Annotated in this window: 24 protein-coding genes; 19 read left to right on the top strand and 5 right to left on the bottom strand. The window is 57.5% G+C overall.

The features are described 5' to 3' along the window. Positions 1–30: 30 nt before the first annotated feature. From pldB to ACLEXF_RS24205, 3 genes are all read left to right on the top strand, one after another. Positions 31–1,023, top strand: a complete 993-nt coding sequence (pldB, locus tag ACLEXF_RS24215; RefSeq protein ID WP_043521013.1) for a lysophospholipase L2 — start codon at positions 31–33, stop codon at positions 1,021–1,023. Between the two features lie 44 nt (positions 1,024–1,067). After that, positions 1,068–1,868 (top strand): sugar/pyridoxal phosphate phosphatase YigL, encoded by an 801-nt coding sequence (yigL, locus tag ACLEXF_RS24210; RefSeq protein WP_017899394.1) that lies wholly within the window; start codon positions 1,068–1,070, stop codon positions 1,866–1,868. Positions 1,869–1,956: 88 nt separating this feature from the next. Continuing rightward, a complete protein-coding gene (locus ACLEXF_RS24205) occupies positions 1,957–2,856 on the top strand; it encodes a carboxylate/amino acid/amine transporter (protein WP_048326213.1) in 900 nt (299 codons plus the stop codon). Here ACLEXF_RS24205 and metR read toward each other — a convergent pair. After that, positions 2,744–3,697 carry an HTH-type transcriptional regulator MetR gene (metR, locus tag ACLEXF_RS24200; RefSeq protein WP_017899391.1) on the bottom strand — a complete coding sequence of 318 codons (954 nt, stop codon included), beginning with the start codon at positions 3,695–3,697 and terminating at the stop codon, positions 2,744–2,746. The genes ACLEXF_RS24205 and metR overlap by 113 nt on opposite strands. A gap of 231 nt (positions 3,698–3,928) precedes the next feature. Here metR and metE point away from each other — a divergent pair, with 231 nt between their 5' ends. Continuing rightward, a complete protein-coding gene (gene metE, locus ACLEXF_RS24195) occupies positions 3,929–6,193 on the top strand; it encodes a 5-methyltetrahydropteroyltriglutamate--homocysteine S-methyltransferase (protein WP_032455980.1) in 2,265 nt (754 codons plus the stop codon). Between the two features lie 58 nt (positions 6,194–6,251). On the opposite strand, the gene ACLEXF_RS24190 is transcribed toward metE, so the two are convergent. Next, positions 6,252–7,064 carry a dienelactone hydrolase family protein gene (locus ACLEXF_RS24190; RefSeq protein ID WP_004886756.1) on the bottom strand — a complete coding sequence of 271 codons (813 nt, stop codon included), beginning with the start codon at positions 7,062–7,064 and terminating at the stop codon, positions 6,252–6,254. Between the two features lie 272 nt (positions 7,065–7,336). On the opposite strand from ACLEXF_RS24190, the gene udp reads away from it, so the two are divergent. The 9 genes from udp to tatD all read left to right on the top strand — a co-directional run bounded on the left by udp (position 7,337) and on the right by tatD (position 15,288). After that, entirely contained in the window at positions 7,337–8,098 is a 762-nt protein-coding gene (udp, locus tag ACLEXF_RS24185; protein ID WP_407259971.1) for a uridine phosphorylase, read from the top strand. A 133-nt stretch (positions 8,099–8,231) separates the two neighbouring features. After that, the gene (gene rmuC, locus ACLEXF_RS24180) at positions 8,232–9,680 is read left to right on the top strand and encodes a DNA recombination protein RmuC (RefSeq protein ID WP_064183894.1); all 1,449 of its coding nucleotides are present in this window, start codon (positions 8,232–8,234) and stop codon (positions 9,678–9,680) included. Between the two features lie 70 nt (positions 9,681–9,750). After that, complete coding sequence (gene ubiE, locus ACLEXF_RS24175) at positions 9,751–10,506, top strand: bifunctional demethylmenaquinone methyltransferase/2-methoxy-6-polyprenyl-1,4-benzoquinol methylase UbiE (protein ID WP_004886751.1); 756 nt, start codon at positions 9,751–9,753, stop codon at positions 10,504–10,506. Positions 10,507–10,519: 13 nt separating this feature from the next. After that, positions 10,520–11,125, top strand: a complete 606-nt coding sequence (gene ubiJ / locus ACLEXF_RS24170) for a ubiquinone biosynthesis protein UbiJ (RefSeq protein ID WP_094333814.1) — start codon at positions 10,520–10,522, stop codon at positions 11,123–11,125. Next, the gene (gene ubiB, locus ACLEXF_RS24165) at positions 11,122–12,762 is read left to right on the top strand and encodes a ubiquinone biosynthesis regulatory protein kinase UbiB (RefSeq protein ID WP_004886748.1); all 1,641 of its coding nucleotides are present in this window, start codon (positions 11,122–11,124) and stop codon (positions 12,760–12,762) included. The genes ubiJ and ubiB overlap by 4 nt, the downstream gene beginning before the upstream one ends. A 129-nt stretch (positions 12,763–12,891) precedes the next feature. Next, a complete protein-coding gene (gene tatA / locus ACLEXF_RS24160; RefSeq protein ID WP_002883425.1) occupies positions 12,892–13,143 on the top strand; it encodes a Sec-independent protein translocase subunit TatA in 252 nt (83 codons plus the stop codon). Positions 13,144–13,146: 3 nt separating this feature from the next. Then, positions 13,147–13,671 carry a Sec-independent protein translocase protein TatB gene (gene tatB, locus ACLEXF_RS24155; RefSeq protein ID WP_064188025.1) on the top strand — a complete coding sequence of 175 codons (525 nt, stop codon included), beginning with the start codon at positions 13,147–13,149 and terminating at the stop codon, positions 13,669–13,671. A gap of 2 nt (positions 13,672–13,673) precedes the next feature. After that, the gene (gene tatC / locus ACLEXF_RS24150; RefSeq protein ID WP_004886745.1) at positions 13,674–14,453 is read left to right on the top strand and encodes a Sec-independent protein translocase subunit TatC; all 780 of its coding nucleotides are present in this window, start codon (positions 13,674–13,676) and stop codon (positions 14,451–14,453) included. 43 nt (positions 14,454–14,496) lie between these two features. Continuing rightward, positions 14,497–15,288, top strand: a complete 792-nt coding sequence (gene tatD / locus ACLEXF_RS24145) for a 3'-5' ssDNA/RNA exonuclease TatD (protein WP_048293982.1) — start codon at positions 14,497–14,499, stop codon at positions 15,286–15,288. Here tatD and rfaH read toward each other — a convergent pair. Next, a complete protein-coding gene (rfaH, locus tag ACLEXF_RS24140; RefSeq protein ID WP_004886742.1) occupies positions 15,285–15,773 on the bottom strand; it encodes a transcription/translation regulatory transformer protein RfaH in 489 nt (162 codons plus the stop codon). The genes tatD and rfaH overlap by 4 nt on opposite strands. A gap of 178 nt (positions 15,774–15,951) precedes the next feature. Here rfaH and ubiD point away from each other — a divergent pair, with 178 nt between their 5' ends. Next, complete coding sequence (gene ubiD, locus ACLEXF_RS24135; protein ID WP_004886738.1) at positions 15,952–17,427, top strand: 4-hydroxy-3-polyprenylbenzoate decarboxylase; 1,476 nt, start codon at positions 15,952–15,954, stop codon at positions 17,425–17,427. Positions 17,428–17,476: 49 nt separating this feature from the next. Then, the gene (gene fre, locus ACLEXF_RS24130; protein WP_004886735.1) at positions 17,477–18,178 is read left to right on the top strand and encodes an NAD(P)H-flavin reductase; all 702 of its coding nucleotides are present in this window, start codon (positions 17,477–17,479) and stop codon (positions 18,176–18,178) included. A gap of 193 nt (positions 18,179–18,371) precedes the next feature. Here fre and fadA read toward each other — a convergent pair whose 3' ends face one another. Together fadA and fadB are read right to left on the bottom strand one after the other, a co-directional pair. After that, entirely contained in the window at positions 18,372–19,535 is a 1,164-nt protein-coding gene (gene fadA, locus ACLEXF_RS24125; protein WP_004886733.1) for an acetyl-CoA C-acyltransferase FadA, read from the bottom strand. Between the two features lie 9 nt (positions 19,536–19,544). Then, the gene (gene fadB, locus ACLEXF_RS24120) at positions 19,545–21,734 is read right to left on the bottom strand and encodes a fatty acid oxidation complex subunit alpha FadB (RefSeq protein WP_043521010.1); all 2,190 of its coding nucleotides are present in this window, start codon (positions 21,732–21,734) and stop codon (positions 19,545–19,547) included. 191 nt (positions 21,735–21,925) lie between these two features. Between fadB and pepQ the strand changes: the two genes are divergently transcribed. From pepQ to hemG, 4 genes are read left to right on the top strand one after another with little or no spacing between them, the layout of a single operon-like run. Continuing rightward, on the top strand, positions 21,926–23,257 hold the full coding sequence (gene pepQ, locus ACLEXF_RS24115) for a Xaa-Pro dipeptidase (protein WP_004886728.1): 1,332 nt from the start codon (positions 21,926–21,928) through the stop codon (positions 23,255–23,257). Continuing rightward, complete coding sequence (locus tag ACLEXF_RS24110; RefSeq protein WP_004886726.1) at positions 23,257–23,871, top strand: IMPACT family protein; 615 nt, start codon at positions 23,257–23,259, stop codon at positions 23,869–23,871. Before pepQ ends, ACLEXF_RS24110 begins: the two co-directional genes overlap by 1 nt. A 39-nt stretch (positions 23,872–23,910) precedes the next feature. Next, complete coding sequence (gene trkH / locus ACLEXF_RS24105; protein ID WP_004886724.1) at positions 23,911–25,362, top strand: Trk system potassium transporter TrkH; 1,452 nt, start codon at positions 23,911–23,913, stop codon at positions 25,360–25,362. Positions 25,363–25,373: 11 nt separating this feature from the next. Next, on the top strand, positions 25,374–25,916 hold the full coding sequence (gene hemG, locus ACLEXF_RS24100; RefSeq protein WP_004886722.1) for a menaquinone-dependent protoporphyrinogen IX dehydrogenase: 543 nt from the start codon (positions 25,374–25,376) through the stop codon (positions 25,914–25,916). The last annotated feature ends 140 nt before the right edge of the window (positions 25,917–26,056 follow it).

Here is a 26,056-nt window from a genome sequence, read left to right as displayed (position 1 = left end):
TTTTCAGCGGTTAACAGGGGTGTAAACCCGATGTTTGGGCAGAAAAAGGACTGGGAAACACGAGAAAACGCGTTTGCGGCCTTTAGCATGGGGCCGCTGACGGATTTCTGGCGACAGCGCGAAGAGGCTGAATTTAAAGGCGTCGATGACGTACCGGTACGCTTTGTTCGCTTTTGCGCGCAAAATCACGATCGACTGGTGCTGATTTGCCCTGGGCGCATTGAAAGCTACGTGAAGTATGCTGAAGTGGCCTACGATCTCTTTCACAGCGGCTTTGACGTGATGATCATCGACCATCGCGGTCAGGGTCGCTCGGGTCGTCTGCTCTCTGATACTCACCGCGGGCACGTGGTGAACTTCAGCGATTATGTTGATGACCTGGCTGCGCTCTGGCAGCAGCAGGTGGTCCCCGGCCACTGGCGAAAACGGTTTATCCTCGCTCACTCTATGGGCGGGGCGATTGCCACGCTCTTTCTGCAACGCTACCAGGCGCATTGCGATGCGATTGCGCTCTGCGCGCCGATGTTCGGGATTATCATTAGGCTGCCGGACTGGATGGTGCGCCATATTCTCGACTGGGCTGAGGGCCATCAGCGCATTCGCGAAGAGTATGCCATCGGCACCGGACGCTGGCGGGCGCTGCCTTTTGCCGTTAACGTGCTGACGCACAGTCGACAACGCTATCGTCGTAACCTGCGCTTCTATGCCGACGAGCCGCGACTGCAGGTCGGCGGCCCGACCTGGCACTGGGTGCGCGAAGGCATGCTGGCCGGTGACGAAGTGCTGGCGAATGTGGATAAAGATACCGCCCCGACGCTGCTGCTGCAGGCGGAGGAGGAGCGGGTGGTCGATAATCTGATGCACGACCGCTATTGTGAATTACGGGCCGCCGCCGGCCATCCCTGTGAGGGCGGAAAGCCGCTCGTCATTGAAGGGGCATACCATGAGATCCTTTTTGAAAAGGACGCTATGCGCTCAGTCGCGCTCAATGCCATCGTCGAGTTTTTCAATCGACATACTTAATCCGACGATAACGCTCGTCGCCCTGCTTAGAGGTTAACTTTTTTATGTACCAGGTTGTTGCGTCTGATTTAGACGGCACGCTGCTTTCCCCCGATCATTTCCTGACCCCCTATGCCAAAGAGACGCTGAAGCTGCTTACCGCCCGTGGGATCAATTTCGTCTTCGCCACCGGCCGACACTACATCGACGTCGGGCAGATCCGCGATAATCTTGGCATCCGGTCGTACATGATCACCTCTAACGGCGCCCGCGTTCACGATAGCGATGGTCAGCAAATCTTCGCCCATAACCTTGACCGTGATATTGCCGCCGACCTGTTTGAGATCGTGCGTAACGACCCGAAAATCGTCACTAACGTCTATCGGGAAGATGAGTGGTATATGAACCGCCATCGCCCGGAAGAGATGCGCTTTTTCAAAGAGGCGGTGTTTAACTACAAGCTGTATGAGCCGGGCGAACTGGATCCGCAGGGGATCAGCAAGGTGTTCTTTACCTGTGAGGATCACGAACATTTGCTGCCGCTTGAGCAGGCGATGAACGCCCGCTGGGGCGATCGCGTGAACGTCAGCTTCTCCACCTTAACCTGCCTGGAGGTGATGGCGGGCGGGGTATCGAAGGGGCATGCGCTGGAGGCAGTGGCGAAAATGCTCGGCTACAGTCTGTCAGATTGCATCGCTTTCGGCGACGGCATGAACGACGCCGAGATGCTGTCGATGGCCGGCAAAGGCTGCATTATGGCCAACGCCCACCAGCGGCTGAAGGATCTGCATCCGGAACTGGAAGTGATCGGTAGCAACGCCGACGATGCGGTCCCGCACTACCTGCGTAAGCTGTACCTCGACTGACAAAGATTGACGACTGGCGAATAATTACCCAGTCGTCAACCTGACTCTTCGCTACAATGCCTGTTCTTTATCCAACGAGACGACCATTGTGGCGCTGTTAATTATCACCACTATCCTGTGGGCCTTTTCTTTTAGCCTGATTGGCGAGTACCTGGCCGGTAGCGTCGACAGCTATTTTTCGGTACTGATGCGCGTGGGCCTGGCGGCGCTGGTGTTCCTGCCTTTCCTGCGCACGCGAGGCCATTCTCCGCGCACGATCGTGCTCTATATGCTGGTGGGCGCGATGCAGCTTGGCATCATGTACCTGCTGGCTTTCCGCGCCTATCTCTATCTGACGGTCTCGGAATTCCTGCTGTTTACCGTGTTTACTCCCCTGTATATCACGCTGATCTACGATCTGCTCAGCGGACGGAAACTGCGCTGGGGCTATCTGCTGAGCGCCGCGCTGGCGGTTCTGGGGGCGGCGATTATCCGCTATGACAAAGTCAGCGATCATTTCTGGACCGGGCTGTTACTGGTGCAGCTGTCAAACCTCTGCTTCGCCATCGGTATGGTGGGGTATAAGCGCCTGATGGAGGTGCGACCGATGCCGCAGCACAATGCCTTTGCCTGGTTCTATGTCGGGGCCTTTATCGTGGCGGTGGCGGCATGGTTTATGCTGGGCAACCCACAGAAGCTGCCGACCACCACGCTGCAGTGGAGCGTGCTGGTGTGGCTGGGCGTGGTGGCTTCCGGGCTGGGCTACTTTATGTGGAACTATGGCGCCACACAGGTGGATGCCGGCACGCTGGGGATCATGAATAACGTCCATGTCCCCGCCGGGCTGCTGGTTAACCTTGCCATCTGGCAGGAGCAGCCGCACTGGCCGAGCTTTATTAGCGGAGCGTTGGTGATCCTGGCCTCGCTGTGGGTCCATCGACGCTGGGTCGCTCCGCACTCCGGACAAACGGCAGATGATCGCAGGCGTGGTTCCGCGCAGAGCGAATAAACGCTTCGGTGACCGGTTGACGCTGCTCGCCATCGCGAACGGCCGCGTACAGCCGGCTCCATAATCCCTCTCCCAGGGTTTTGGTCACCACCAGACCCTGGCGTTCAAAACTTTCCACCACCCAGTGCGGCAGCGCGGCGATGCCCATCCGGGCTGCCACCATCTGGATCAGCAACAGCGTGTTATCGACGCTTTTTAGCTGGGGGCTGATACCGGCCGGCTGCAGGAAATGGCGCCAGATGTCGAGGCGTCCGCGCTGAACGGGATAAATCAGCAGCGTTTCCGCGGCCAGATCCTCCGGCGTAATCAGCGTCTTCATGGCTAACGGGTGCTCAGGCGCCAGCACCAGGCGCACCTCATAATCAAACATTGGCGAGTAATGCAGACCGCTGCGCGGCAGGATATCGGAGGTCATCACCAGATCCAGTTCGCCCTGCTGCAGCGCAGGCTGCGGGTCGAAGGTGACGCCGGAATGGAAGTCGACTTCCACGTGTGGCCAGCGGGCGCGGAAATTCTCCAGCGCCGGCGTCAGCCACTGAATACAGCTGTGGCATTCGATAGCCAGCCGCAGCCGGGTCTGCTGCGGTTCGTTACAGTCCTGCAGGGCGCGGGCGATCTGCGGCAGCACCTGGTTGGCCAGCTGTAAGAGGATCTCCCCCTGAGGGGTAAAACGCAGCGGCTGGCTCTTACGCACAAAGAGACGAAAGCCAAGACGCTGTTCCAGATCGCTGAACTGGTGAGACAAGGCGGACTGGGTCTGGTGCAGGGCAGCCGCTGCGCCCGCCAGTGAACCGCTATTCCGCAACGCTTGCAGCGTTTTCAGATGTTTAATTTCGATCATGAAAGTCCTTCACTTCGCCATGAGCATTTTGCGCTTGAGGAATATACAGTAACTGCCAATTATGGATGTGTAAACATCTGGACGGCTAAATCCTTTATCTTTCGAATTTATGGTGCGTTGGCTGCACTTCCTCACCCCAGTCACTTACTTCAGTAAGCTCCTGGGGATGAGCAAGTTTGCCGCCTTCCCTAAATCCGAAATCTTTCGGATTGCAATTATGAGGCTCAAAAAATGACAATTATTAACCACACCCTCGGTTTCCCTCGCGTTGGCCTGCGTCGCGAGCTGAAAAAAGCGCAAGAGAGCTACTGGGCGGGCAATGCCACTCGCGAGGAGCTGCTGGCGGTAGGCCGGGAACTGCGCGCCCGTCACTGGGAGCAGCAGAAGCAGGCCGGTATTGACCTGCTGCCGGTGGGCGATTTCGCCTGGTACGACCATGTTCTGACCACCAGCCTGCTGCTTGGCAACGTGCCGGCTCGTCATCAGAACAAAGACGGCTCTGTCGATATCGATACCCTGTTCCGCATTGGCCGCGGCCGCGCGCCCACCGGCGAGCCAGCGGCCGCCGCGGAAATGACCAAGTGGTTCAACACCAACTATCACTACATGGTGCCGGAGTTCGTGCAGGGCCAGCAGTTCAAACTGACCTGGACCCAACTGCTGGATGAAGTGGACGAAGCGCTGGCGCTGGGCCACAAGATCAAGCCCGTGCTGCTGGGGCCGGTGACTTATCTGTGGCTGGGCAAAGTGAAAGGCGAACCGTTTGACCGTCTGAGCCTGCTGAATGCCATCCTGCCGGTTTATCAGCAGGTGCTGGCCGAACTGGCGAAGCGCGGCATTGCGTGGGTGCAGATTGATGAACCGGCGCTGGTGCTGGAGCTGCCGCCAGCGTGGCTGGAGGCCTTTAAACCGGCTTATGACGCCCTGCAGGGCCAGGTCAAACTGCTGCTGACCACCTATTTTGAAGGCGTTAGCGACAATCTCGAGACCATTGCTGCGCTACCGGTCCAGGGGCTGCACGTCGATCTGGTCCACGGTAAAGATGATGTCGCCGAACTGCATAAACGTCTGCCGGCCGACTGGCTGCTGTCCGCCGGCCTGATCAACGGGCGTAACGTCTGGCGCGCCGATCTCGCCGAAAAGTATGCGCAAATTAAAGACCTCGTCGGTAAGCGCGAGCTGTGGGTCGCTTCATCCTGCTCTCTGCTGCACAGCCCGATCGACCTGAGCGTGGAGACGCGCCTTGATGCGGAAGTGAAGAGCTGGTTTGCCTTCGCTCTGCAAAAATGCGGTGAGCTGGCGCTGTTGCGCGATGCGCTGAACAGCGGCGATACGGCGGCGATTACCGAGTGGAGCGCGCCAGTCCATGCTCGTCGCCATTCGTCTCGCGTACACAACCCGGCGGTGGAAAAACGGCTGGCGGCGATCACTCCTCAGGACAGCCAGCGCGCCAGCCCCTATGAGGTTCGCGCTCAGGCACAGCGTCAACGCTTTAACCTGCCGGCCTGGCCGACCACCACCATCGGGTCATTCCCGCAGACGACCGAGATCCGCGGCCTGCGCCTGGACTTCAAAAAGGGAAATCTTGACGCCAGTCATTATCGTACCGGCATTGCGGAACATATTAAGCAGGCGATCGTCGAGCAGGAGCGGTTAGGATTAGACGTACTGGTGCACGGGGAAGCCGAGCGGAACGATATGGTGGAATACTTCGGTGAACATCTGGACGGTTTCATCTTCACGCAAAACGGCTGGGTGCAGAGCTATGGCTCCCGCTGCGTGAAGCCGCCGGTGGTGATCGGCGACGTCAGCCGTCCGCAGGCGATCACCGTCGAATGGGCGAAGTACGCGCAGTCGCTGACCGACAAGCCGGTGAAAGGAATGCTCACTGGACCGGTGACGATTCTGTGCTGGTCCTTCCCGCGGGAAGACGTCAGCCGTGAAACCATCGCGAAACAGATTGCGCTGGCCCTGCGTGATGAAGTGGCGGATCTGGAGGCGGCCGGTATCGGCATCATCCAGATTGATGAGCCAGCCTTGCGCGAAGGTTTACCGCTGAAGCGCAGCGACTGGGATGCCTATCTGCAGTGGGGTGTGGAAGCCTTCCGTCTTAACGCTGCGGTGGCCAAAGACGATACTCAGATCCATACCCACATGTGCTATTGCGAGTTCAACGACATCATGGACTCCATCGCCGCGCTGGATGCTGACGTGATCACCATTGAAACCTCGCGTTCCGACATGGAACTGCTGGAGTCGTTCGAAGTGTTCGAGTATCCCAATGAGATCGGGCCGGGAGTATATGATATTCACTCGCCAAACGTACCGAGCGTGGAGTGGATCGAAGCGCTGCTGGAAAAAGCCGCGCAGCGTATCCCGGCGGAGCGGCTGTGGGTCAACCCGGACTGCGGCCTGAAAACCCGCGGCTGGCCGGAGACGCGCGCCGCGCTGGCGAATATGGTGCAAGCGGCGCGGAATCTGCGCCAGTCCGCTTGATCGTCACCGGAAAAATCAAAAAGGAGGCATTTGCCTCCTTTTTTCATGCTTTGGGCGATTACCCTTTTTTTCCGCCATACTGCGCAAACCAGGCCAGCATTCGCTGCCAGCCGTCTTTGGCTGACTCTTCGTGATAGCTGGCGCGATAGTCGGCGTTAAAGGCGTGATCGGCTTCGGGATAGACCACGATTTCCGCTGTGGCGTTAGCCGCCCGCAGCGCCTGACGCATCGTCTCGACGGTGTCCTGCGGAATGCTGGCGTCTTTCGCACCGTACAGGCCGAGCACCGGGGCGTTGAGATCGACGGCGATATCCACCGGATGTTTTGGCGAATTCAGCGATTTTTCTCCCACCAGCTTGCCGTACCAGGCCACTGCCGCTTTAAGCTGCGGGTTATGTGCGGCATACAGCCAGGTGATGCGTCCGCCCCAGCAGAAGCCGGTGATCAGCAGACGATGGGCATCGCCGCCATGACGCGCCGCCCAGCTGGCGACGTGGTCGAGATCCGCCAACACCTGCGCGTCCGGCACCTTGGTAACCAGCTCTTTAAACAGGGTTGGGATATCGTGATACTCATTCGGATCGCCCTGACGGAAGTACAACTCAGGCGCGATAGCCAGATAGCCCTCCTGCGCCAGGCGGCGACAAAGATCGCGAATATGCTCATGCACGCCGAAAATTTCCTGTACCACGATGACGATCGGCAATGGGCCATCGACGTTTTTCGGACGGGCATGGTAAGCCGGCATGTTTTCACCCTGAGAGGGAATAGAGGTCTCTCCGGCGACAATATGCTCTTCCGGCGTATGAACGGCGGTTGCGGCGTGCGGCGAGGCTGCAGGTGCGAATCCAGGTTGCTTGGTGGTGGTCATGGTATTCTCCGTACCCTTATTTATTAGCGCATCAGTAACTATAGACCCTTTACCTTTAGTTCGGGCGGTAATAACGCACAGTGCCTGAAAGCGGCTATCTTTTGTTCTGTGACGATGAATATAACTTGTTAATGTGATGTGTATCACTATTTACTGAAAAACAACTGCAATCATTATTGTTCTTGGTGACTATCATCACAAAATGTTGCCTGGGGCTTCTGTACAGTACCGTTTTGCTTCTGCTGATAATTCGACCCACAGAGGAGTTTTTTATGTCCAAGTCTGATGTTTTTCATCTCGGCCTCACCAAGAACGATTTACAAGGGGCTACGCTGGCTATCGTCCCTGGCGATCCGGAGCGTGTGGAAAAGATCGCCGCGCTGATGGATAAGCCGGCTAAGCTGGCATCCCACCGCGAATTTACCTCCTGGCGCGCGGAGCTGGACGGCAAACCGGTGATCGTCTGCTCCACTGGCATCGGCGGCCCGTCTACGTCTATCGCTGTGGAAGAGCTGGCGCAGCTTGGCGTACGTACCTTCCTGCGCATTGGCACCACCGGCGCCATTCAGCCGCACATCAACGTTGGCGATGTGCTGGTCACCACCGCCTCCGTGCGTCTGGACGGCGCCAGCCTGCACTTCGCGCCTATGGAATTCCCGGCCGTCGCAGATTTCGCCTGCACCACCGCGCTGGTGGAAGCGGCGAAATCCATTGGCGCCACCACCCATATCGGCGTGACCGCCTCCTCGGATACTTTCTACCCGGGCCAGGAGCGTTACGACACGTTCTCCGGTCGCGTGGTGAGCCGCTTCAAAGGCTCTATGGAAGAGTGGCAGGCGATGGGCGTGATGAACTATGAAATGGAATCCGCTACGCTGCTGACCATGTGCGCCAGCCAGGGCCTGCGCGCCGGGATGGTGGCTGGGGTTATCGTTAACCGTACCCAGCAAGAGATCCCTAACGCCGAAACCATGAAGCAAACCGAAAGCCACGCGGTGAAAATCGTCGTCGAAGCGGCGCGCCGTCTGCTGTAATTAAACCGCTTTCCCTTCAGGCCGGATCCTCCGGCCTTTTTTTTGCGTCGCCTCTCGCAGGAAATTCCTTTTAAACTGGACGTTTGTACAGCACAATTCTATTTTGTGTCATCAGGTTATCGCAGGGGGCGTCGTGGATCTCTCCATTATTATCAGCGCGGTTATCGCACTGGCTGCCGGGTTAATCGTCGGCTGGCTGGCGACCAAAGCGCGCGCCGATCAAATTCGGGCCGATCTTATCGAGGAGCGGCGAGAGCTGGATATTGAGCTGAGCGCTGCCCGTCAGCAACTGGTCCAGGAAGCCCACTGGCGTGAAGAGTGCGAGCTGCTGAACAACGAGCTGCGCAGCCTGCGGGATATCAATACCTCGCTGGAGGCCGATCTGCGTGAGGTTACCACCCGGCTCGAATCCACCCAGCTGCATGCGGAAGATAAGATCCGCCAGATGGTGAACAGCGAGCAGCGCCTGAGCGAGCAGTTTGAAAACCTCGCCAACCGCATTTTCGAACACAGCAACCGACGCGTCGATGAGCAAAATCGCCAGAGCCTGCATGGCCTGCTGACACCGCTGCGCGAACAACTGGACGGGTTCCGCCGGCAGGTGCAGGAGAGCTTCGGTCAGGAGGCGCGAGAAAGGCACACCCTGGCGCATGAGATCCGTAACCTGCAGCAGCTGAACGCGCAGATGGCGCAGGAGGCGCTGAACCTGACCAAAGCGCTGAAGGGCGATAACAAAACCCAGGGCAATTGGGGGGAAGTGGTTCTCACCCGCGTGCTGGAGGCCTCCGGCCTGCGGGAAGGCTATGAGTACCAAACCCAGGTCAGCATCGAGACCGACAACCGCTCGCGGATGCAGCCGGACGTCATCGTGCGCCTGCCGCAGGGTAAAGACGTGGTTATCGACGCCAAAATGACCCTTGTCGCCTATGAGCGTTATTTCAACGCCGAGGACGACTACACCCGCGAAGTCGCGCTGCAGGAGCACCTTGCTTCGGTGCGAAATCATATTCGCCTGCTGGGGCGCAAGGATTATCAGCAACTGCCAGGCCTGCGCTCCCTAGACTATGTGCTGATGTTTATTCCCGTCGAGCCGGCATTCCTGCTGGCCATCGACCGTCAGCCCGAGCTCATCAGCGAGGCGCTGCAAAATAATATTATGCTGGTTAGCCCGACGACGCTGCTGGTGGCCCTGCGCACCATCGCCAATCTGTGGCGTTATGAGCACCAAAGCCGCAACGCGCAGAAGATCGCCGAGCGGGCGGGGCGCCTTTACGACAAAATGCGCCTGTTTGTGGACGATATGTCCGCTATCGGCCAGAGTCTGGATAAAGCGCAAGAGAACTATCGCCAGGCGATGAAAAAGCTCGCTTCCGGGCGCGGTAATCTTCTGGCCCAGGCGGAGGCTTTTCGCGGGTTGGGCGTGGAGGTCAAGCGCGGGATTAATCCTGATTTAGTTGAACAAGCCATTGCTCAGGACGATCAATATCGTCTCGAAGCGGAGGATAACCTGCCGGAAAATGAGGCATTTTCACCCGACTCTGCCGAGCCGGTGCGTAGCCGGGAGGCGGCTCCGCCACGCTGAAACGTATGGGAAATGCGCTGAGTCTGATACACTCAGTGAACATTTTCTTGAAAAGCAAGCAGGCATAAAGATGGTTGAGGATTCACAAGAAACGACGCACTTTGGCTTTCAGACGGTCGCTAAAGAGCAGAAAGCAGACATGGTGGCGCATGTATTCCATTCTGTCGCCGCAAAGTATGATGTGATGAATGACTTGATGTCGTTTGGTATCCATCGTTTGTGGAAGCGTTTCACCATCGACTGCAGCGGCGTACGTCGCGGGCAGACCGTGCTGGATCTGGCGGGGGGGACCGGTGATTTGACGGCTAAGTTTTCCCGTCTGGTAGGGGAAACCGGCCGCGTTATGCTTGCTGATATCAATGATTCAATGCTCAAAATGGGCCGCGAAAAGCTGCGCAATATCGGCATCGTGGGTAACGTTGAGTATGTTCAGGCCAACGCGGAAGCCCTACCGTTTGCTGATAATACCTTTGACTGCATCACCATCTCTTTCGGTCTGCGTAACGTGACCGACAAAGAGAAAGCGCTGCGCTCGATGTACCGCGTGCTGAAGCCGGGTGGACGTCTGCTGGTGCTGGAGTTTTCTAAACCCATTATCGAACCGCTGAGCAAAGCCTACGACGCTTACTCCTTCCATATCCTGCCGAAAGTGGGCGAGCTGGTGGCAAAAGATGGCGACAGCTATCGCTACCTGGCGGAATCTATTCGTATGCATCCGGACCAGGAAACCCTGAAAGGGATGATGCAGGATGCAGGCTTCGAAAGCGTGGACTACTACAACCTGACGGCGGGTATCGTTGCTTTGCATCGCGGTTACAAGTTCTGACAGGAGGGACGCTATGCCTTTCACACCCCTGGTGACCGCTGGCATTGAAACGGCGCTAAATACTTTCCTCTGGCGCGACAAAGCGCTAAAACCCGCCCGCCAGCGCCTGCTGGGCAAGGTATTGCGGGTAAAGCTGCAGGATTTCGCTACGCCCGTGGTGCTGGTGTTCAGTGAACGCCAGGTTGATGTTCTGAGCGCCTGGGACGGAGAGGCTGACTGCACCGTGATTACCCGGCTCAGCGTGCTGCCAAAACTACGCAACCGTCAACAACTGACGGCGCTTATCCGTAGCGGCGAGCTGGAAGTGCAGGGCGATCTGCAGGTGGTGCAGAACATGGTCACCCTGTGCGATCTGGCAGAGTTCGATCCCGCTGAGCTGCTGGCGCCTTATACCGGTGACATCGTGGCCGAAGGCGTCGGTAAAGTCCTCCGCGGCGGCGCTCAGTTTTTACTGAAGGGCGCGCAGCGCCAGCAGCGTTATGTCGCTGAAGCGATCACTGAAGAGTGGCGCCTGGCACCGGGGCCGCTGGAGCTGGCCTGGTTTGCTGAAGAGACGACGGCTATTGAACGCGCGCTGGCCGCACTGGAAAAACGGCTGGAAACGCTGGAGGGCAAATGACGCCAGGAGAATTACGGCGCCTGTATTTCATCATCCACACCTTTTTGAGCTACGGGCTCGATGAGCTTATCCCCAAAATGCGGATCACGCTGCCGCTGCGTATCTGGCGGCGGATGCTCTTCTGGATGCCAAACCGCCATCAGGATCAACCTCTTGGCGCCCGTCTGCGGCTGGCGCTCCAGGAGCTGGGGCCGGTGTGGATTAAATTCGGCCAGATGCTTTCCACGCGGCGGGATCTCTTTCCGCCGCATATTGCCGATCAGCTGGCGCTGTTGCAGGACCGCGTGGCGCCCTTTGAAGGGAAGCTTGCGCAGCAGCAGATAGAAAAAGCGATGGGTGGCCTACCGGTGGAGGCCTGGTTTGATGATTTCTCCGTTGAGCCGTTAGCCTCGGCGTCTATCGCCCAGGTGCATACCGCGCGTCTGAAAGAGAACGGCAAAGAGGTGGTGATCAAGGTTATCCGCCCGGATATCTTGCCGATCATTAAAGCGGACATGAAGCTCATCTACCGCCTGGCGCGCTGGGTGCCGCGACTGCTGCCTGACGGCCGACGTCTGCGCCCGCAGGAGGTGGTTCGTGAGTATGAAAAAACGCTGCTGGACGAGCTGAACCTGCTGCGGGAATCCGCCAACGCCATTCAGTTGCGGCGTAATTTCGAAGACAGCCCGATGCTGTATGTGCCGGAAGTGTACCCCGATTACTGCAGCGAAAGCATGATGGTGATGGAGCGCATCTACGGCATTCCGGTGTCCGACGTGGAGGCGCTCGAGGCTCAGGGAACCAATATGCAACTGCTGGCGGAGCGGGGTGTGCAGGTCTTCTTCACCCAGGTGTTCCGCGACAGCTTTTTCCATGCCGATATGCACCCTGGCAACATCTTCGTCAGCTACGAGCACCCGGAAGATCCGCAGTATATTGGCATCGACTGCGGCATTGTCGGCTCGCTGAACAAAGAAGATAAGCGCTATCTGGCGGAAAACTTTATCGCCTTTTTCAACCGCGATTATCGTAAGGTTGCCGAGCTGCACGTCGACTCCGGTTGGGTTCCGCCGGACACCAATGTTGAAGAGTTTGAGTTCGCGATCCGCACGGTCTGCGAGCCCATCTTTGAGAAGCCGCTGGCGGAGATCTCCTTCGGCCACGTGCTGCTAAATCTGTTCAACACCGCGCGGCGCTTCAATATGGAAGTCCAGCCGCAGCTTGTTTTGCTACAGAAGACATTACTTTACGTAGAAGGGGTAGGCCGGCAGCTCTATCCTCAGTTAGACTTGTGGAAAACGGCGAAGCCTTTCCTTGAGTCGTGGATCAAAGATCAGGTCGGTATTCCGGCGCTGGTGCGCGCGTTTAAAGACAAAGCGCCGTTCTGGATCGAAAGAATGCCTGAAATACCTGAGCTGGTGTATCAGAGCCTGCAGCAGAGCAAACAGCTGCAGACCAGCGTCGATACTATCGTGCGGGATATGCATGTGCGCCATGTGCGCCAGGGCCAATCCCGTTATCTGTTTGGTATAGGCGCGGTTTTATTGCTCAGTGGTACGCTGCTCTTTATCCATCGCCCTGAGTGGGGAATGATGCCCGGCTGGCTGATGGCCGGCGGTATCGTGACCTGGCTGATTGGCTGGCGAAAAACCCGCTGATCGGTTCGCCTCTTCATGACGCAGGCTTATTTGCGCAAAATCATGCCGGTGGCCTGACGGCGAGGCGGCTGGCAGGATGGCGTGTATAATGCGTCCACATAATTCATCATCTGTCATAGGGGAACGTGTATGGGTGGTATCAGTATTTGGCAGTTATTAATTGTTGTCGTCATCGTAGTTCTGCTTTTCGGGACGAAGAAGCTGAGCTCACTGGGGTCAGACTTAGGGGCATCCATCAAAGGCTTTAAAAAAGCCATGAGTGATGATGATAAACCTGAAAAGTCGGCGCCAGACGCAGATTTCACGGCGAAAACTATCGCCGATAAACAGGATGATGCAAAAAAAGACGAGACAAAACGCCACGACAAAGAGCAGGTGTAACTCGTGTTCGATATTGGTTTTAGTGAACTACTGCTGGTGTTTGTGATTGGCCTCATCGTTCTGGGGCCACAGCGGCTTCCCGTCGCGGTTAAAACGGTGGTTGGCTGGATCCGTACGCTACGGTCGCTGGCGACCACGGTACAGAATGAGCTGGCTCAGGAGCTAAAACTGCAGGAGTTCCAGGAGAGCCTCAAGAAGGTGGAAAAGGCCAGCCTGAATAACCTGACGCCGGAGCTGAAAGCCTCCATGGATGAGCTGCGCGAGGCCGCGGAGTCGATGAAGCGCTCCTATAGTGCCCACGACCCGGAAAAGGCCAGTGACGAAGCGAATACCATCCATAATCCGGTGGTGAAAGGCAGCGAAGCGCAGCGGCAGGACGTCACGCCGGCGACGGCAGAACATCAGGCCAGCGCTCCGGTTCATGCGCCGGATCCCGTGGCCGACGAGCAACCCGCTTCACCGGCAGAGAAAACAACCGCTACGGCGGCTGCCCCCCATTCTTCCCCCGCATCGAGTGATAAACCGTAAACATGGGCGTAGACGATACACAACCGCTAATTTCGCATCTGATTGAGCTGCGCAAGCGTCTGCTCAACAGCATCATTGCTATCCTGGTGATCTTCCTGGCGCTGGTCTATTTCGCCAATGATATCTATCAGCTGGTCTCGGCCCCGCTTATCAGCAAGATGCCGGTAGGCGCGACGATGATCGCCACCGATGTCGCTTCACCTTTCTTTACGCCGATAAAGCTGACCTTCATGGTGTCGGTGATCCTGTCGGTGCCGATTATTCTGTATCAGGTATGGGCCTTCGTCGCGCCGGCGCTGTATAAGCATGAGCGCCGGCTGGTGGTGCCCTTACTGGTCTCCAGCACGCTGCTGTTCTATATCGGCATGGCTTTCGCGTATTTTGTCGTGTTTCCGCTGGCGTTCGGCTTCCTGACCCATGCTGCCCCGGAGGGGGTGCTGGTCTCGACCGATATCCGCAGTTATCTCGACTTCGTGATGGCGCTGTTTATGGCGTTCGGGGTCTCTTTTGAGGTGCCGGTCGCTATTGTGCTGCTCTGCTGGATGGGCGTCACCACGCCGGAAGAGCTGCGCAAAAAACGGCCGTATGTGCTGGTGGGCGCCTTCGTGGTGGGGATGCTGCTGACGCCGCCGGACGTGTTCTCGCAGACGCTGCTGGCTATTCCGATGTACTGCCTGTTTGAAGTCGGGGTGTTCTTCGCCCGCTTCTACACCGGGAAGCGCCTGACGCGTGATGACGATGCCGCGGCCGAAGCTGAAGCCGCTGAGCACAGAGAAGAGTAATACCGCCAACCGCCCGTCAGGGCGGTTGTCATATGGAGCGATCATGTTTGATATCGGCGTTAATCTGACCAGTTCACAGTTTGCCCGCGACCATGATGAGGTGGTGGCGCGCGCCCGGGCGGCAGGGGTTCACGGCATGCTGCTGACCGGCACAAATTTACCGGAGAGCCAGCAGGCGCAGAGAATGGCGAGTCATTACGCCGGCTGCTGGTCCACGGCGGGGGTTCATCCCCATGACGGCAGCAGCTGGACGCCAGCGGTCGCCGAGGCGATTTATGCCCTCGCCCGCGAGCCGCAGGTGGTGGCGATAGGGGAGTGCGGTCTGGATTTTAATCGTAATTTTTCCACGCCCCAGGAGCAGGAGGAGGCGTTCAGTGCCCAGCTGGCGCTGGCCGCCGAGCTGTCGATGCCGGTGTTTTTACACTGCCGCGACGCCCACGACCGGTTTCTGGCGCTGCTTAAACCCTGGCTTGGGAAGATCCCGGGCGCGGTGCTGCACTGCTTTACCGGCAGCCGCAGCGAGGTGCAGGAATGTCTGGATCTGGGGCTGTTTATCGGCATTACCGGTTGGGTATGCGATGAGCGGCGCGGGCTCGAGCTGCGAGCGCTATTGCCGGCGATCCCGGCGGAACGTCTGCTGCTGGAAACTGACGCGCCCTATCTGCTGCCGCGCGACCTCAAGCCGAAACCCGCCTCGCGTCGTAACGAGCCCGCGTATTTGCCGCATATCCTGGCCAGCGTCGCGGCCTGGCGCGGCGAGGAGGCGCAGTGGCTTGAGATGCAAACGGACGCCAACGTCAGGGCGCTGTTTGGCGTCGACGTTAACGGCGCTTAGATTTTCTGGAAATCGGTGTTTTTAACGCTCTGCAGGACTTGCTTATTCAGCAGGTTTAACAGCAACATAGAGCGTGCTTCACCGTCCGGCTCGGTAAAGATAGCCTGTAAGCCTTCGAACGCGCCGTCGGTGATCAGTACGCTATCGCCCTCATGCGGCGTTTCCGGGTCGGTAATGCCTTCCGGTTTGTAGATAGAGAGCTGGTGGATGACCGCCGAGGGGACGATAGCGGGTAGGGCGCCAAAGCGCACGAAGTTGTTAACCCCGCGGGTGGCGCTGATGGTGGTGGTATGAATCACCTCTGGATCGAACTCAATAAACAGGTAGTTCGGGAACAGCGGTTCGCTGACCATGGTGCGTTTACCGCGAATGATTTTTTCCAGCGCAATCGTCGGCATCAGGCAGTTAACTGACTGACGTTCCAGATGTTCCTGGGCTCGTTGTAGCTGCCCACGTTTGCAATACAGTAAGTACCAGGCTTGCATAATGACTCATTCCACTTCTAATAACGGCAAGCATAACAAATGGCTGGTGTAATCGCGAAAGCCATTATAATTGAAATCCAAATTTCAGCATTCTTTCACGCTAATTTAACAAAATTACAGCATCTCGCCGTTGAACACCGTATAATTAGCCGCCTGTAGAGAGGTCAATAACACTTTCATGAAATATCACGATCTTCGCGACTTTCTGACACTCCTGGAACAACAGGGCGAACTAAAACGTATCACTCTGCCGGTCGATCCTCACCTGGAAATCACCGAAATTGCCGACCGCACCCTGCGCGCTGGCGGTCCTGCGCTGCTGTTTGAGAATCCGAAAGGCTATACCATGCCGGTGCTGTGCAACCTGTTCGGCACGCCGCGGCGCGTGGCGCTGGGGATGGGTCAGGAGGACGTCAGTTCGCTGCGCGAGGTGGGTAAGCTGTTAGCCTTTCTGAAAGAGCCTGAGCCGCCCAAAGGTTTCCGCGATCTGTTTGATAAGCTGCCGCAGTTTAAGCAAGTGCTGAATATGCCCACCAAACGTCTGCGCGGCGCCCCCTGTCAGCAAAAAATCATCCAGGGCGATGACGTCGACCTGAGGAAAATCCCGATTATGACCTGCTGGCCGGAAGATGCCGCGCCGCTGATCACCTGGGGGCTGACGGTGACCCGTGGGCCGCACAAAGAGCGGCAAAACCTGGGGATTTATCGCCAGCAGCTGATTGGCAAAAACAAACTGATTATGCGCTGGCTGTCTCATCGCGGCGGCGCGCTGGATTTCCAGGAGTGGTGCGCGGCGCGTCCGGGGGAACGCTTCCCGGTTTCTGTGGCACTCGGCGCCGACCCGGCGACCATTCTTGGTGCAGTGACCCCGGTGCCGGATACGCTGTCGGAATATGCCTTTGCCGGGCTGCTGCGCGGCACCAAAACCGAAGTGGTGAAATGCGTCTCGAACGATCTTGAGGTGCCTGCCAGCGCAGAGATTGTGCTGGAAGGTTATATCGAGGCCGGGGAGATGGCGCCGGAAGGTCCGTATGGCGACCATACCGGCTACTACAATGAAGTAGACCAGTTCCCGGTGTTTACGGTCACCCATATTACCCAGCGTGAAGACGCGATTTATCATTCGACCTATACCGGCCGTCCGCCGGATGAGCCTGCGGTGCTGGGCGTGGCGCTGAATGAAGTCTTCGTCCCGATCCTGCAGAAACAGTTTCCGGAAATTGTCGATTTCTATCTGCCGCCGGAAGGGTGCTCCTACCGCCTGGCGGTGGTGACGATGAAAAAACAGTACGCAGGCCATGCCAAGCGCGTGATGATGGGCGTCTGGTCGTTCCTGCGCCAGTTTATGTACACCAAATTCGTGATTGTCTGCGATGACGATGTTAACGCCCGCGACTGGAACGATGTGATTTGGGCGATCACTACCCGTATGGACCCGGCTCGTGATACGGTACTGGTAGAGAATACGCCAATTGATTATCTGGATTTTGCCTCGCCGGTTTCCGGCCTGGGTTCAAAAATGGGGCTGGATGCCACCAATAAATGGCCTGGCGAAACCCAGCGTGAATGGGGTCGCCCAATCAAAAAAGATCCTGCCGTCACGGCGCGCATTGACGCCATCTGGGATGATCTGGCCATCTTTAAACAACAGTAAGCGGGGCTAACGCCGCTGTTTTGCTCTTTAGACCCGACAGAGGGGACGCATGACAACCTTAAGCTGTAAAGTGACCTCGGTGGAGGCGATTACCGATACCGTGTATCGTGTTCGATTAGTACCGGAAGCGGCATTCTCTTTCCGCGCTGGCCAGTATCTGATGGTGGTAATGGATGAGCGCGACAAACGCCCATTCTCCATGGCCTCCACGCCGGCGGAACAGGAGTTTATCGAACTGCATATCGGCGCCTCGGAGCTCAATCTGTACGCGATGGCGGTCATGGATCGCATCCTGAAAGAGCGTGAAATTGAGGTTGATATTCCGCATGGCGAAGCCTGGCTGCGTGAAGATGAAGACCGCCCGCTGATTTTGATTGCCGGCGGTACCGGCTTCTCTTATGTGCGTTCTATTCTGCTCACCGCGCTGTCACGCAATCCTCAGCGCGATATCGCGATTTACTGGGGCGGTCGCGAGACCAAACATCTGTACGATCTGGCCGAGCTGGAAGCCTTGAGCGTCAAGCATCCAAATCTGCGCATCGAGCCGGTGGTTGAGCAGCCGGAAGAGGGCTGGCGTGGGCGTTCCGGCACCGTGCTGACCGCGGTGCTGCAGGATTACGGTACCCTGGCCGATCACGATATCTATATTGCCGGGCGTTTCGAGATGGCTAAGATTGCTCGCGACCTGTTCTGCAACGAACGCGGCGCGCGCGAAGATCGCCTGTTTGGCGACGCGTTTGCCTTTATCTGATATCTGCAAATAAAAAACCCGCCCCTGACAGGCGGGAAGAACGGCAACTAAACTGTCTCTCTTCGCCAATGACGTCATCACTGCGTTGGCTGCGCTTGCTCACCCGAATCACTTACTTCAGTAAGCTCATCGGGATTCGCTCGCTTGCCGCCTTGTTCTGACGCCATTGGCTGTGAGATATCCTTTTGTAAATTTACACCCGCTCAAACACGGTGGCGATCCCTTGTCCCAGGCCGATGCACATGGTGGCGAGGCCGAACTGGGCATCTTTACGCTCCATCTGATTAATCAGCGTGGTGCTAATACGCGCCCCGGAACAACCCAGCGGATGACCGAGCGCGATCGCCCCGCCGTTGAGGTTGATCTTCTCATCGATCTGCTCCATCAGGCCCAGATCTTTAATGCACGGCAGGATCTGCGCGGCAAAGGCCTCATTCATTTCAAAGACGTCGATATCGCTGGTGGATAAGCCCGCTTTTTTCAGCGCCAGCTTCGAAGCGGGAACCGGGCCATAGCCCATAATAGACGGGTCGCAGCCGACCACCGCCATCGAACGGACGCGGGCGCGTGGCTTCAGACCCAGTTCGCGGGCGCGGCTTTCGCTCATCAGCAGCATCGCCGCCGCGCCATCGGAAAGGGCGGAAGAGGTGCCCGCCGTTACCGTACCGGTCACCGGGTCAAACGCCGGCCTTAGGGTAGACAGCGTCTCGACGGTGGTTTCCGGGCGGATCACTTCGTCATAGTTAAAGGACTTCAGTACGCCATCGGCATCGTGGCCGCCGGTGGGGATAATCTCGGCTTTGAATGCGCCGGACTGGGTCGCAGCCCAGGCGCGGGCGTGGGAGCGCGCGGCGAACTGATCCTGCATTTCCCGGCTAATGCCGTGCAGACGCGCCAGCATTTCAGCGGTCAGCCCCATCATCCCTGCCGCCTTTGCCACGTTACGGCTCAGGCCCGGGTGGAAATCGACGCCGTGGCTCATCGGCACATGGCCCATGTGCTCCACGCCGCCAATCAGGCAGACGCTGGCATCGCCGGTCATGATCATGCGTGCGGCATCGTGCAGCGCCTGCATGGAAGAACCGCACAGACGGTTAACCGTGTTTGCCGGTACCGAATGCGGGATCTCCGCCAGCAGCGCCGCGTTACGGGCGATGTTAAAACCCTGCTCGAGGGTTTGCTGTACGCAGCCCCAATAGATATCGTCTATCGCGCTTGCCTCAAGAGACGGGTTGCGCGACAGCAGGCTGCGCATCAGGTGCGCGGAGAGGTCCTCCGCGCGCACGTGGCGAAATGCGCCGCCCTTTGAACGGCCCATCGGGGTGCGAATAGCATCGACAATGACAACCTGTTCCATTGTGACTCCTTAAGCCGTTTTCAGAGCGCCAACCGGACGGGCTGGCTCTACCTGGGGATAATACGCTTCGTTATGGCGCGCTTTGTCTCGCAGACCGGCAGGGACTTCATACAGCGGCCCAAGGTGCTGGTACTGCTGCGCCATATCGAGATACTTCGCGCTGCCGATGGTATCCAGCCAGCGGAAGGCGCCGCCGTGGAACGGAGGGAAGCCGAGGCCGTATACCAGCGCCATATCCGCTTCCGCCGGGCTGGCGATAATGCCTTCTTCCAGGCAGCGGACGACTTCGTTAACCATCGGGATCATCATGCGGGCGATAATCTCTTCATCGCTGAAATCGCGCTTCGGCTGGCTGACGTCGGCCAGCAGGCTGTCGACGGCAGCATCTTCTTCTTTCTTCGGCTTACCTTTGCTGTCTTCTTTATAGCGCCAGAAGCCGAGGCCGTTCTTCTGCCCGAAACGGTTGGCGTCAAACAGGGCGTCGATAGCGTCGCGATAATCTTTCTGCATCCGCTGCGGGAAGCCCGCCGCCATGACCGCCTGAGCATGGTGCGCGGTATCGATGCCGACCACGTCCAGCAGATAAGCTGGGCCCATCGGCCAGCCAAACTGTTTCTCCATCACTTTGTCGACTTTGCGGAAATCCGCCCCGTCGCGCAGCAGCTGGCTAAATCCGGCGAAGTAGGGGAACAGCACGCGGTTGACGAAGAAACCGGGACAATCATTGACCACGATTGGCGTCTTGCCCATTTTGCTGGCCCAGGCCACCACTTTGGCAATGGTCTTATCCGAGGTTTTTTCGCCGCGAATCACTTCAACCAGCGGCATGCGATGCACCGGGTTAAAGAAGTGCATGCCGCAGAAGTTCTCCGGGCGCTGCAGAACGCTGGCCAGCTCGCTGATGGGGATCGTTGAGGTGTTGGATGCCAGTACGGTATCCGGGCGCACTTTTGCCTCGGTTTCCGCCAGTACCGCTTTCTTCACTTTCGGGTTTTCCACCACCGCTTCAACGACCACGTCCACGCGATCAAAACCGCTATACTCCAGCGTCGGCTGAATGGTGCTTATGACTCCGGCCAGCTTCAGACCGTCAATTTTGCCGCGTTCCAGCTGTTTATTCAGCAGCTTCGCCGCTTCGGTCATCCCAAGGGTCAGCGATTTGTCGCTAATGTCTTTCATCACCACCGGCACGCCCTTCCAGGCCGACTGGTATGCGATACCGCCGCCCATAATGCCAGCGCCCAGTACGGCAGCATGCTTCGGTGTTTCGACATCTTTGGTCAGTTTTTTCGCTTTCGCTTTGACGTACTGGTCGTTCAGGAAGATACCGACCAGTGCGCGGGCCTCGTTGGTATGAGCCAGCGGGACAAAGCTTTTATTTTCCAGCACCAGAGCTTCTTCACGACCAAGACGCGCAGCGGCTTCGATGGTTTTCACCGCGGTGATAGGCGCCGGATAATGCTTCCCGGCGGTTTGCGCGACCATGCCTTTGGCGATGGTGAAACTCATCGTCGCTTCAATTTTGCTGAGTTTCAGCGGCTCCAGCTTCGGTTGACGTTTCGCTTTCCAGTCCAGGTCGCCCTGAATCGCCTGGCGCAGGATCGCCAGCGCGCCGTCGCGCAGTTTTTCCGCAGCGACCACGCCATCCACCAGGCCGATTTTCAGCGCTTGCTCGGCGCCGACATCTTTCCCGGCAGCAATGATCTCCAGCGCGCTGTCGGCGCCGAGCAGACGCGGCAAACGAACTGAGCCGCCGAAGCCTGGCATAATGCCGAGTTTGGTTTCCGGCAGACCAATGCGCAGATCCGGCGTCGCCAGGCGGTAATCGGTCGCCAGGACACATTCACAACCGCCGCCCAGCGCGTAACCATTGACGGCAGAGATAGTGGGGACGGGAAGATCTTCCAGACGGTTGAAGACGCTGTTAGCAAAATGCAGCCATTGGCTTAACTGCTCCTCAGGGACCAGGAACAGAGAGAGGAATTCAGTGATATCCGCGCCGACGATAAACGCCGCTTTTTCAGAGCGCAGCAGCAGGCCTTTGAGATCGTTTTGTTTTTCCAGTACATCCAGCGCGTGACCGAGGCTGGCTACGGTTGCGGTATCAAGCTTGTTGACCGAACCTGGGGCATCGAACACCAGTTCGGCGATGCCATCTTCCAGCCAGTCGAGGTACAGGGTGTCGCCTTTGTAGAGCATGTCAGTCTCCTGAATCCAGCAATATGATCTGGTCATACCAGATGAGACGGAGTGTGGAATTTATGTTAAAGAATTGCAAATTACTCTTTAAATAATTGCTGGTCGGATCACATCCGGCGGAAATCACCCGCACGCAGGTCGATGTGCTAAGATGCGGAGTATCACGATCCCATAAAAGCAAAGGACAAAAGATGGAATCCCTGGCCGCGCTCTATAAAAATCATATTGTTACCCTACAAGAACGTACCCGCGACGTCCTGGCCCGTTTTCAGATGGATGCTCTGCTGATTCACTCCGGCGAGCTGGTTAACGTCTTCCTTGATGACCATCCATACCCGTTCAAGGTCAATCCGCAGTTCAAAGCCTGGGTGCCGGTGACTCAGGTGCCTAACTGCTGGTTGCTGGTGGACGGTGTGAATAAACCGAAGCTGTGGTTCTATCTGCCGGTTGATTACTGGCATAACGTTGAGCCGCTGCCGACCTCGTTCTGGACCGAAGAGGTCGATGTGGTCGCGCTGCCGAAGGCCGATGGCATCGGCAGCCAACTGCCTGCCGCTCGCGGTAATATTGGCTATATCGGGCCGGTGCCGGAGCGCGCGCTGGGCCTGGGAATCGCTGCGGATAAGATCAACCCGAAAGGGGTTATCGATTATCTGCATTACTACCGGGCTTACAAAACCGATTACGAGCTGGCCTGTATGCGTGAAGCGCAGAAGTCGGCGGTGAATGGTCATCGTGCGGCCTATGAGGCTTTCCAGTCCGGGATGAGCGAATTCGATATCAACCAGGCCTATCTTACCGCCACCGGTCACCGCGATACCGACGTGCCTTACAGCAACATCGTGGCGCTGAACGAGCATGCTTCCGTCCTGCACTACACCAAACTGGACCATCGCGCTCCGGCGGAGATGCGCAGCTTCCTGCTCGACGCCGGCGCGGAATATAACGGCTATGCCGCGGATCTGACGCGGACCTGGGCGGCACACGGCGATAACGATTTCGCCCATCTGATTAAAGACGTTAACGACGAGCAGCTGGCGCTGATTAGCACCATGAAAGCCGGGACGCGCTACGTTGATTACCATATCCAGTTCCATCAGCGTATTGCGAAGCTGCTGCGTAAACACCAGTTAGTCACTGACATGAGCGAAGAGGCGATGGTGGAGAACGATCTGACCGGGCCATTTATGCCGCACGGGATTGGTCATCCGCTGGGTCTGCAGGTGCATGATGTTGCTGGCTTTATGCAAGACGACTCCGGTACGCATCTGGCGGCGCCAGCGAAATACCCGTATCTGCGCTGCACCCGTATTATCGAGCCGCGGATGGTGTTGACCATTGAACCCGGCATCTACTTTATCGAGTCGTTACTGGCGCCGTGGCGTGAAGGCCCGTTCAGCAAGCACTTCAACTGGCAAAAAATTGACGCCATGAAGCCATTCGGCGGGATCCGTATCGAAGATAACGTGGTGGTTCACGAAAACAGTATCGAAAACATGACGCGCGATCTGAAGCTGGCCTGATGGAGAGCTGGTTAATCCCGGCGGCGCCAGTTTCCGTCGTTGAGGAGATCAAAAAGAGCCGTTTTATCACGCTGTTGGCGCATACCGACGGCGTGGCGGCGGCGAAAGCCTTTGTCGAGTCGGTCAGAGCGGATCACCCCGATGCTCGCCACCACTGCGTGGCGTGGGTCGCCGGACCGCCTGATGATTCGCAACAGCTTGGGTTCTCAGACGATGGCGAACCGGCGGGAACGGCGGGTAAACCGATGCTGGCGCAGTTGATGGGTAGCGGCGTCGGTGAGATAACCGCTGTCGTCGTACGTTATTACGGTGGTATCCTGCTGGGCACCGGCGGCCTGGTGAAAGCCTATGGCGGCGGTGTCCATCAGGCGCTGGCGCAGTTGACGACGCTGCGCAAGACGCCGTTAACGGCATATACTTTGCAATGTGAATATGGGCAACTGGCCGGCGTTGAAGCGTTGCTCGCCCAATTTTCCGGGAATGTCGTTGAAAGCGAATATCTGGCGTCGGTTCGGCTGCGCGTGGCGCTTCCCCAGGCCGAAGTGGCGGCTTTTTCAGCAAAACTGGCTGATTTTAGTCGCGGTTCATTGCAATTGCTGAAGATTAACGAATAATCCCCTCTGTTTTTTTGCCTATCAAAGGAAGCGCCAGAGATGCATTTTCGCGCCATAACCCGAATCGTTGGACTGCTGGTCATCTTATTCTCGGGGACAATGATCGTCCCGGGATTAGTGGCCCTGATATATCGCGATGGCGCGGGACGGGCCTTCACTCAAACTTTTTTTGTCGCTCTGGCGATCGGCTCCATGCTGTGGTGGCCGAACCGTAAGCAAAAGGGCGAACTGAAATCTCGTGAAGGGTTTCTGATCGTGGTGCTGTTCTGGACCGTGCTGGGTAGCGTAGGGGCCTTGCCCTTTATATTCGCCGAACAGCCGAACCTGACGGTGACGGATGCCTTCTTCGAGTCATTTTCCGGCCTGACGACGACCGGGGCGACCACCCTGGTGGGGCTGGACTCGCTTCCGCACGCTATCCTTTTTTACCGGCAGATGCTGCAGTGGTTCGGCGGCATGGGGATCATTGTGCTGGCGGTGGCCATTCTGCCTATCCTCGGCGTCGGGGGAATGCAGCTCTACCGCGCGGAAATGCCCGGCCCGCTGAAAGATAACAAGATGCGCCCGCGCATCGCCGAGACGGCAAAGACATTGTGGCTTATCTATGTGTTACTAACGGTCGCCTGCGCATTGGCGCTCTGGTTTGCCGGTATGCCGGCCTTCGATGCGATAGGGCACAGCTTCGCCACCATCGCTATCGGCGGTTTCTCGACTCACGATGCCAGCGTCGGCTATTTCAACAGCCCGATGATCAACTCCATCATTGCCATCTTCCTGCTGATCTCCGGCTGTAACTACGGTCTGCATTTTTCGTTGTTGAGCGGACGCAGCCTGAAGGTGTACTGGCGCGACCCTGAGTTTCGAATGTTCATTGGCGTCCAGTTGACGCTGGTCATCGTCTGTACGCTGGTGCTATGGCTTCATAACGTGTACGGCTCGGTGCTGACGACGCTGAATCAGGCGTTTTTCCAGGTGGTGTCGATGGCGACCACCGCAGGATTCACCACCGATAGCATTGCGCGCTGGCCGCTGTTCCTGCCGGTGCTGCTGCTGTGCTCCGCATTTATCGGCGGCTGCGCTGGCTCCACGGGCGGTGGCTTAAAGGTGATCCGTATCCTGTTGCTGTTCAAGCAGGGCAACCGTGAGCTTAAGCGTCTGGTTCACCCGAATGCGGTGTATAGCATTAAATTAGGTAACCGCGCGCTGCCGGAACGTATTCTGGAAGCGGTGTGGGGATTCTTCTCCGCCTATGCGCTGGTCTTTATCATTAGTATGCTGGCTATTATCGCCACCGGGGTGGATGACTTCTCTGCTTTCGCCTCCGTGGTGGCGACATTGAACAACCTCGGGCCTGGGCTCGGCGTCGTCGCGGACAACTTTGCCACCATGAACCCGGTCGCGAAATGGATCCTGATTGCTAATATGCTGTTTGGTCGTCTGGAAGTGTTCACCTTACTGGTGCTCTTTACTCCCACTTTCTGGCGCGAATAACAGGAGTGCTCGTGAAAACTTTAATTCTCTTTTCCACCCGCGACGGGCAGACCCGTGAAATCGCTTCGTTTCTCGCCTCTGAGCTGAAAGAGCTGGGTATCGATGCGGATACCCTGAATCTGAACCGTACCGATAACGTGGAATGGCATCATTATGATCGCGTGGTGATTGGCGCATCGATTCGCTACGGACACTTTCATCCGGCGGTGGACCGCTTTGTGAAAAAGCACCTGGCAGCATTGCAGGCGCTGCCGGGGGCATTCTTTTCGGTGAACCTGGTTGCGCGCAAACCCGAGAAGCGCACGCCGCAGACCAATAGCTATACGCGCAAGTTTCTGCTCAACTCGCCTTGGCAGCCGCAGAGCTGCGCGGTGTTTGCCGGGGCGCTACGTTACCCGCGTTACCGCTGGTACGATCGGTTTATGATCCGCCTGATTATGAAAATGACCGGGGGCGAAACGGATACCCGTAAAGAAGTGGTCTATACCGACTGGCAACAGGTCTCCCGATTTGCCCGAGAAATCGCGCAAATGATCAGCAAACCGGGCGTTTAAACAGCGTCTTGATGGAAAAGCGAGCGAACGAAAAGTTTTTTTGCATTTCCCCTTGTCACCTCGGAATTACTCCCTATAATGCGCCTCCACTGACACGGAACAACGGCAAGCAAGCCGCCGGGTCAGCGGGGTTCCGGTGA

Source organism: Klebsiella pneumoniae complex sp. WS1778 (assembly GCF_049472055.1).
GTDB classification, from domain to species: Bacteria; Pseudomonadota; Gammaproteobacteria; order Enterobacterales; family Enterobacteriaceae; genus Klebsiella; species Klebsiella quasipneumoniae.
This window is presented reverse-complemented; position numbering and strand designations above follow the sequence as displayed.

What these genes read in the sequence shown, in the direction of transcription:
- pldB (WP_043521013.1), top strand. Translation starts at nt 31, where the DNA reads ATGTTTGGGCAGAAAAAGGACTGGGAAACACGAGAAAACGCGTTTGCG.
- yigL (WP_017899394.1), top strand. Translation starts at nt 1,068, where the DNA reads ATGTACCAGGTTGTTGCGTCTGATTTAGACGGCACGCTGCTTTCCCCC.
- metR (WP_017899391.1), bottom strand. Translation starts at nt 3,697, where the DNA reads ATGATCGAAATTAAACATCTGAAAACGCTGCAAGCGTTGCGGAATAGC.
- metE (WP_032455980.1), top strand. Translation starts at nt 3,929, where the DNA reads ATGACAATTATTAACCACACCCTCGGTTTCCCTCGCGTTGGCCTGCGT.
- ACLEXF_RS24190 (WP_004886756.1), bottom strand. Translation starts at nt 7,064, where the DNA reads ATGACCACCACCAAGCAACCTGGATTCGCACCTGCAGCCTCGCCGCAC.
- udp (WP_407259971.1), top strand. Translation starts at nt 7,337, where the DNA reads ATGTCCAAGTCTGATGTTTTTCATCTCGGCCTCACCAAGAACGATTTA.
- ubiE (WP_004886751.1), top strand. Translation starts at nt 9,751, where the DNA reads ATGGTTGAGGATTCACAAGAAACGACGCACTTTGGCTTTCAGACGGTC.
- ubiJ (WP_094333814.1), top strand. Translation starts at nt 10,520, where the DNA reads ATGCCTTTCACACCCCTGGTGACCGCTGGCATTGAAACGGCGCTAAAT.
- ubiB (WP_004886748.1), top strand. Translation starts at nt 11,122, where the DNA reads ATGACGCCAGGAGAATTACGGCGCCTGTATTTCATCATCCACACCTTT.
- tatA (WP_002883425.1), top strand. Translation starts at nt 12,892, where the DNA reads ATGGGTGGTATCAGTATTTGGCAGTTATTAATTGTTGTCGTCATCGTA.
- tatC (WP_004886745.1), top strand. Translation starts at nt 13,674, where the DNA reads ATGGGCGTAGACGATACACAACCGCTAATTTCGCATCTGATTGAGCTG.
- tatD (WP_048293982.1), top strand. Translation starts at nt 14,497, where the DNA reads ATGTTTGATATCGGCGTTAATCTGACCAGTTCACAGTTTGCCCGCGAC.
- rfaH (WP_004886742.1), bottom strand. Translation starts at nt 15,773, where the DNA reads ATGCAAGCCTGGTACTTACTGTATTGCAAACGTGGGCAGCTACAACGA.
- ubiD (WP_004886738.1), top strand. Translation starts at nt 15,952, where the DNA reads ATGAAATATCACGATCTTCGCGACTTTCTGACACTCCTGGAACAACAG.
- fre (WP_004886735.1), top strand. Translation starts at nt 17,477, where the DNA reads ATGACAACCTTAAGCTGTAAAGTGACCTCGGTGGAGGCGATTACCGAT.
- fadA (WP_004886733.1), bottom strand. Translation starts at nt 19,535, where the DNA reads ATGGAACAGGTTGTCATTGTCGATGCTATTCGCACCCCGATGGGCCGT.
- fadB (WP_043521010.1), bottom strand. Translation starts at nt 21,734, where the DNA reads ATGCTCTACAAAGGCGACACCCTGTACCTCGACTGGCTGGAAGATGGC.
- pepQ (WP_004886728.1), top strand. Translation starts at nt 21,926, where the DNA reads ATGGAATCCCTGGCCGCGCTCTATAAAAATCATATTGTTACCCTACAA.
- ACLEXF_RS24110 (WP_004886726.1), top strand. Translation starts at nt 23,257, where the DNA reads ATGGAGAGCTGGTTAATCCCGGCGGCGCCAGTTTCCGTCGTTGAGGAG.
- trkH (WP_004886724.1), top strand. Translation starts at nt 23,911, where the DNA reads ATGCATTTTCGCGCCATAACCCGAATCGTTGGACTGCTGGTCATCTTA.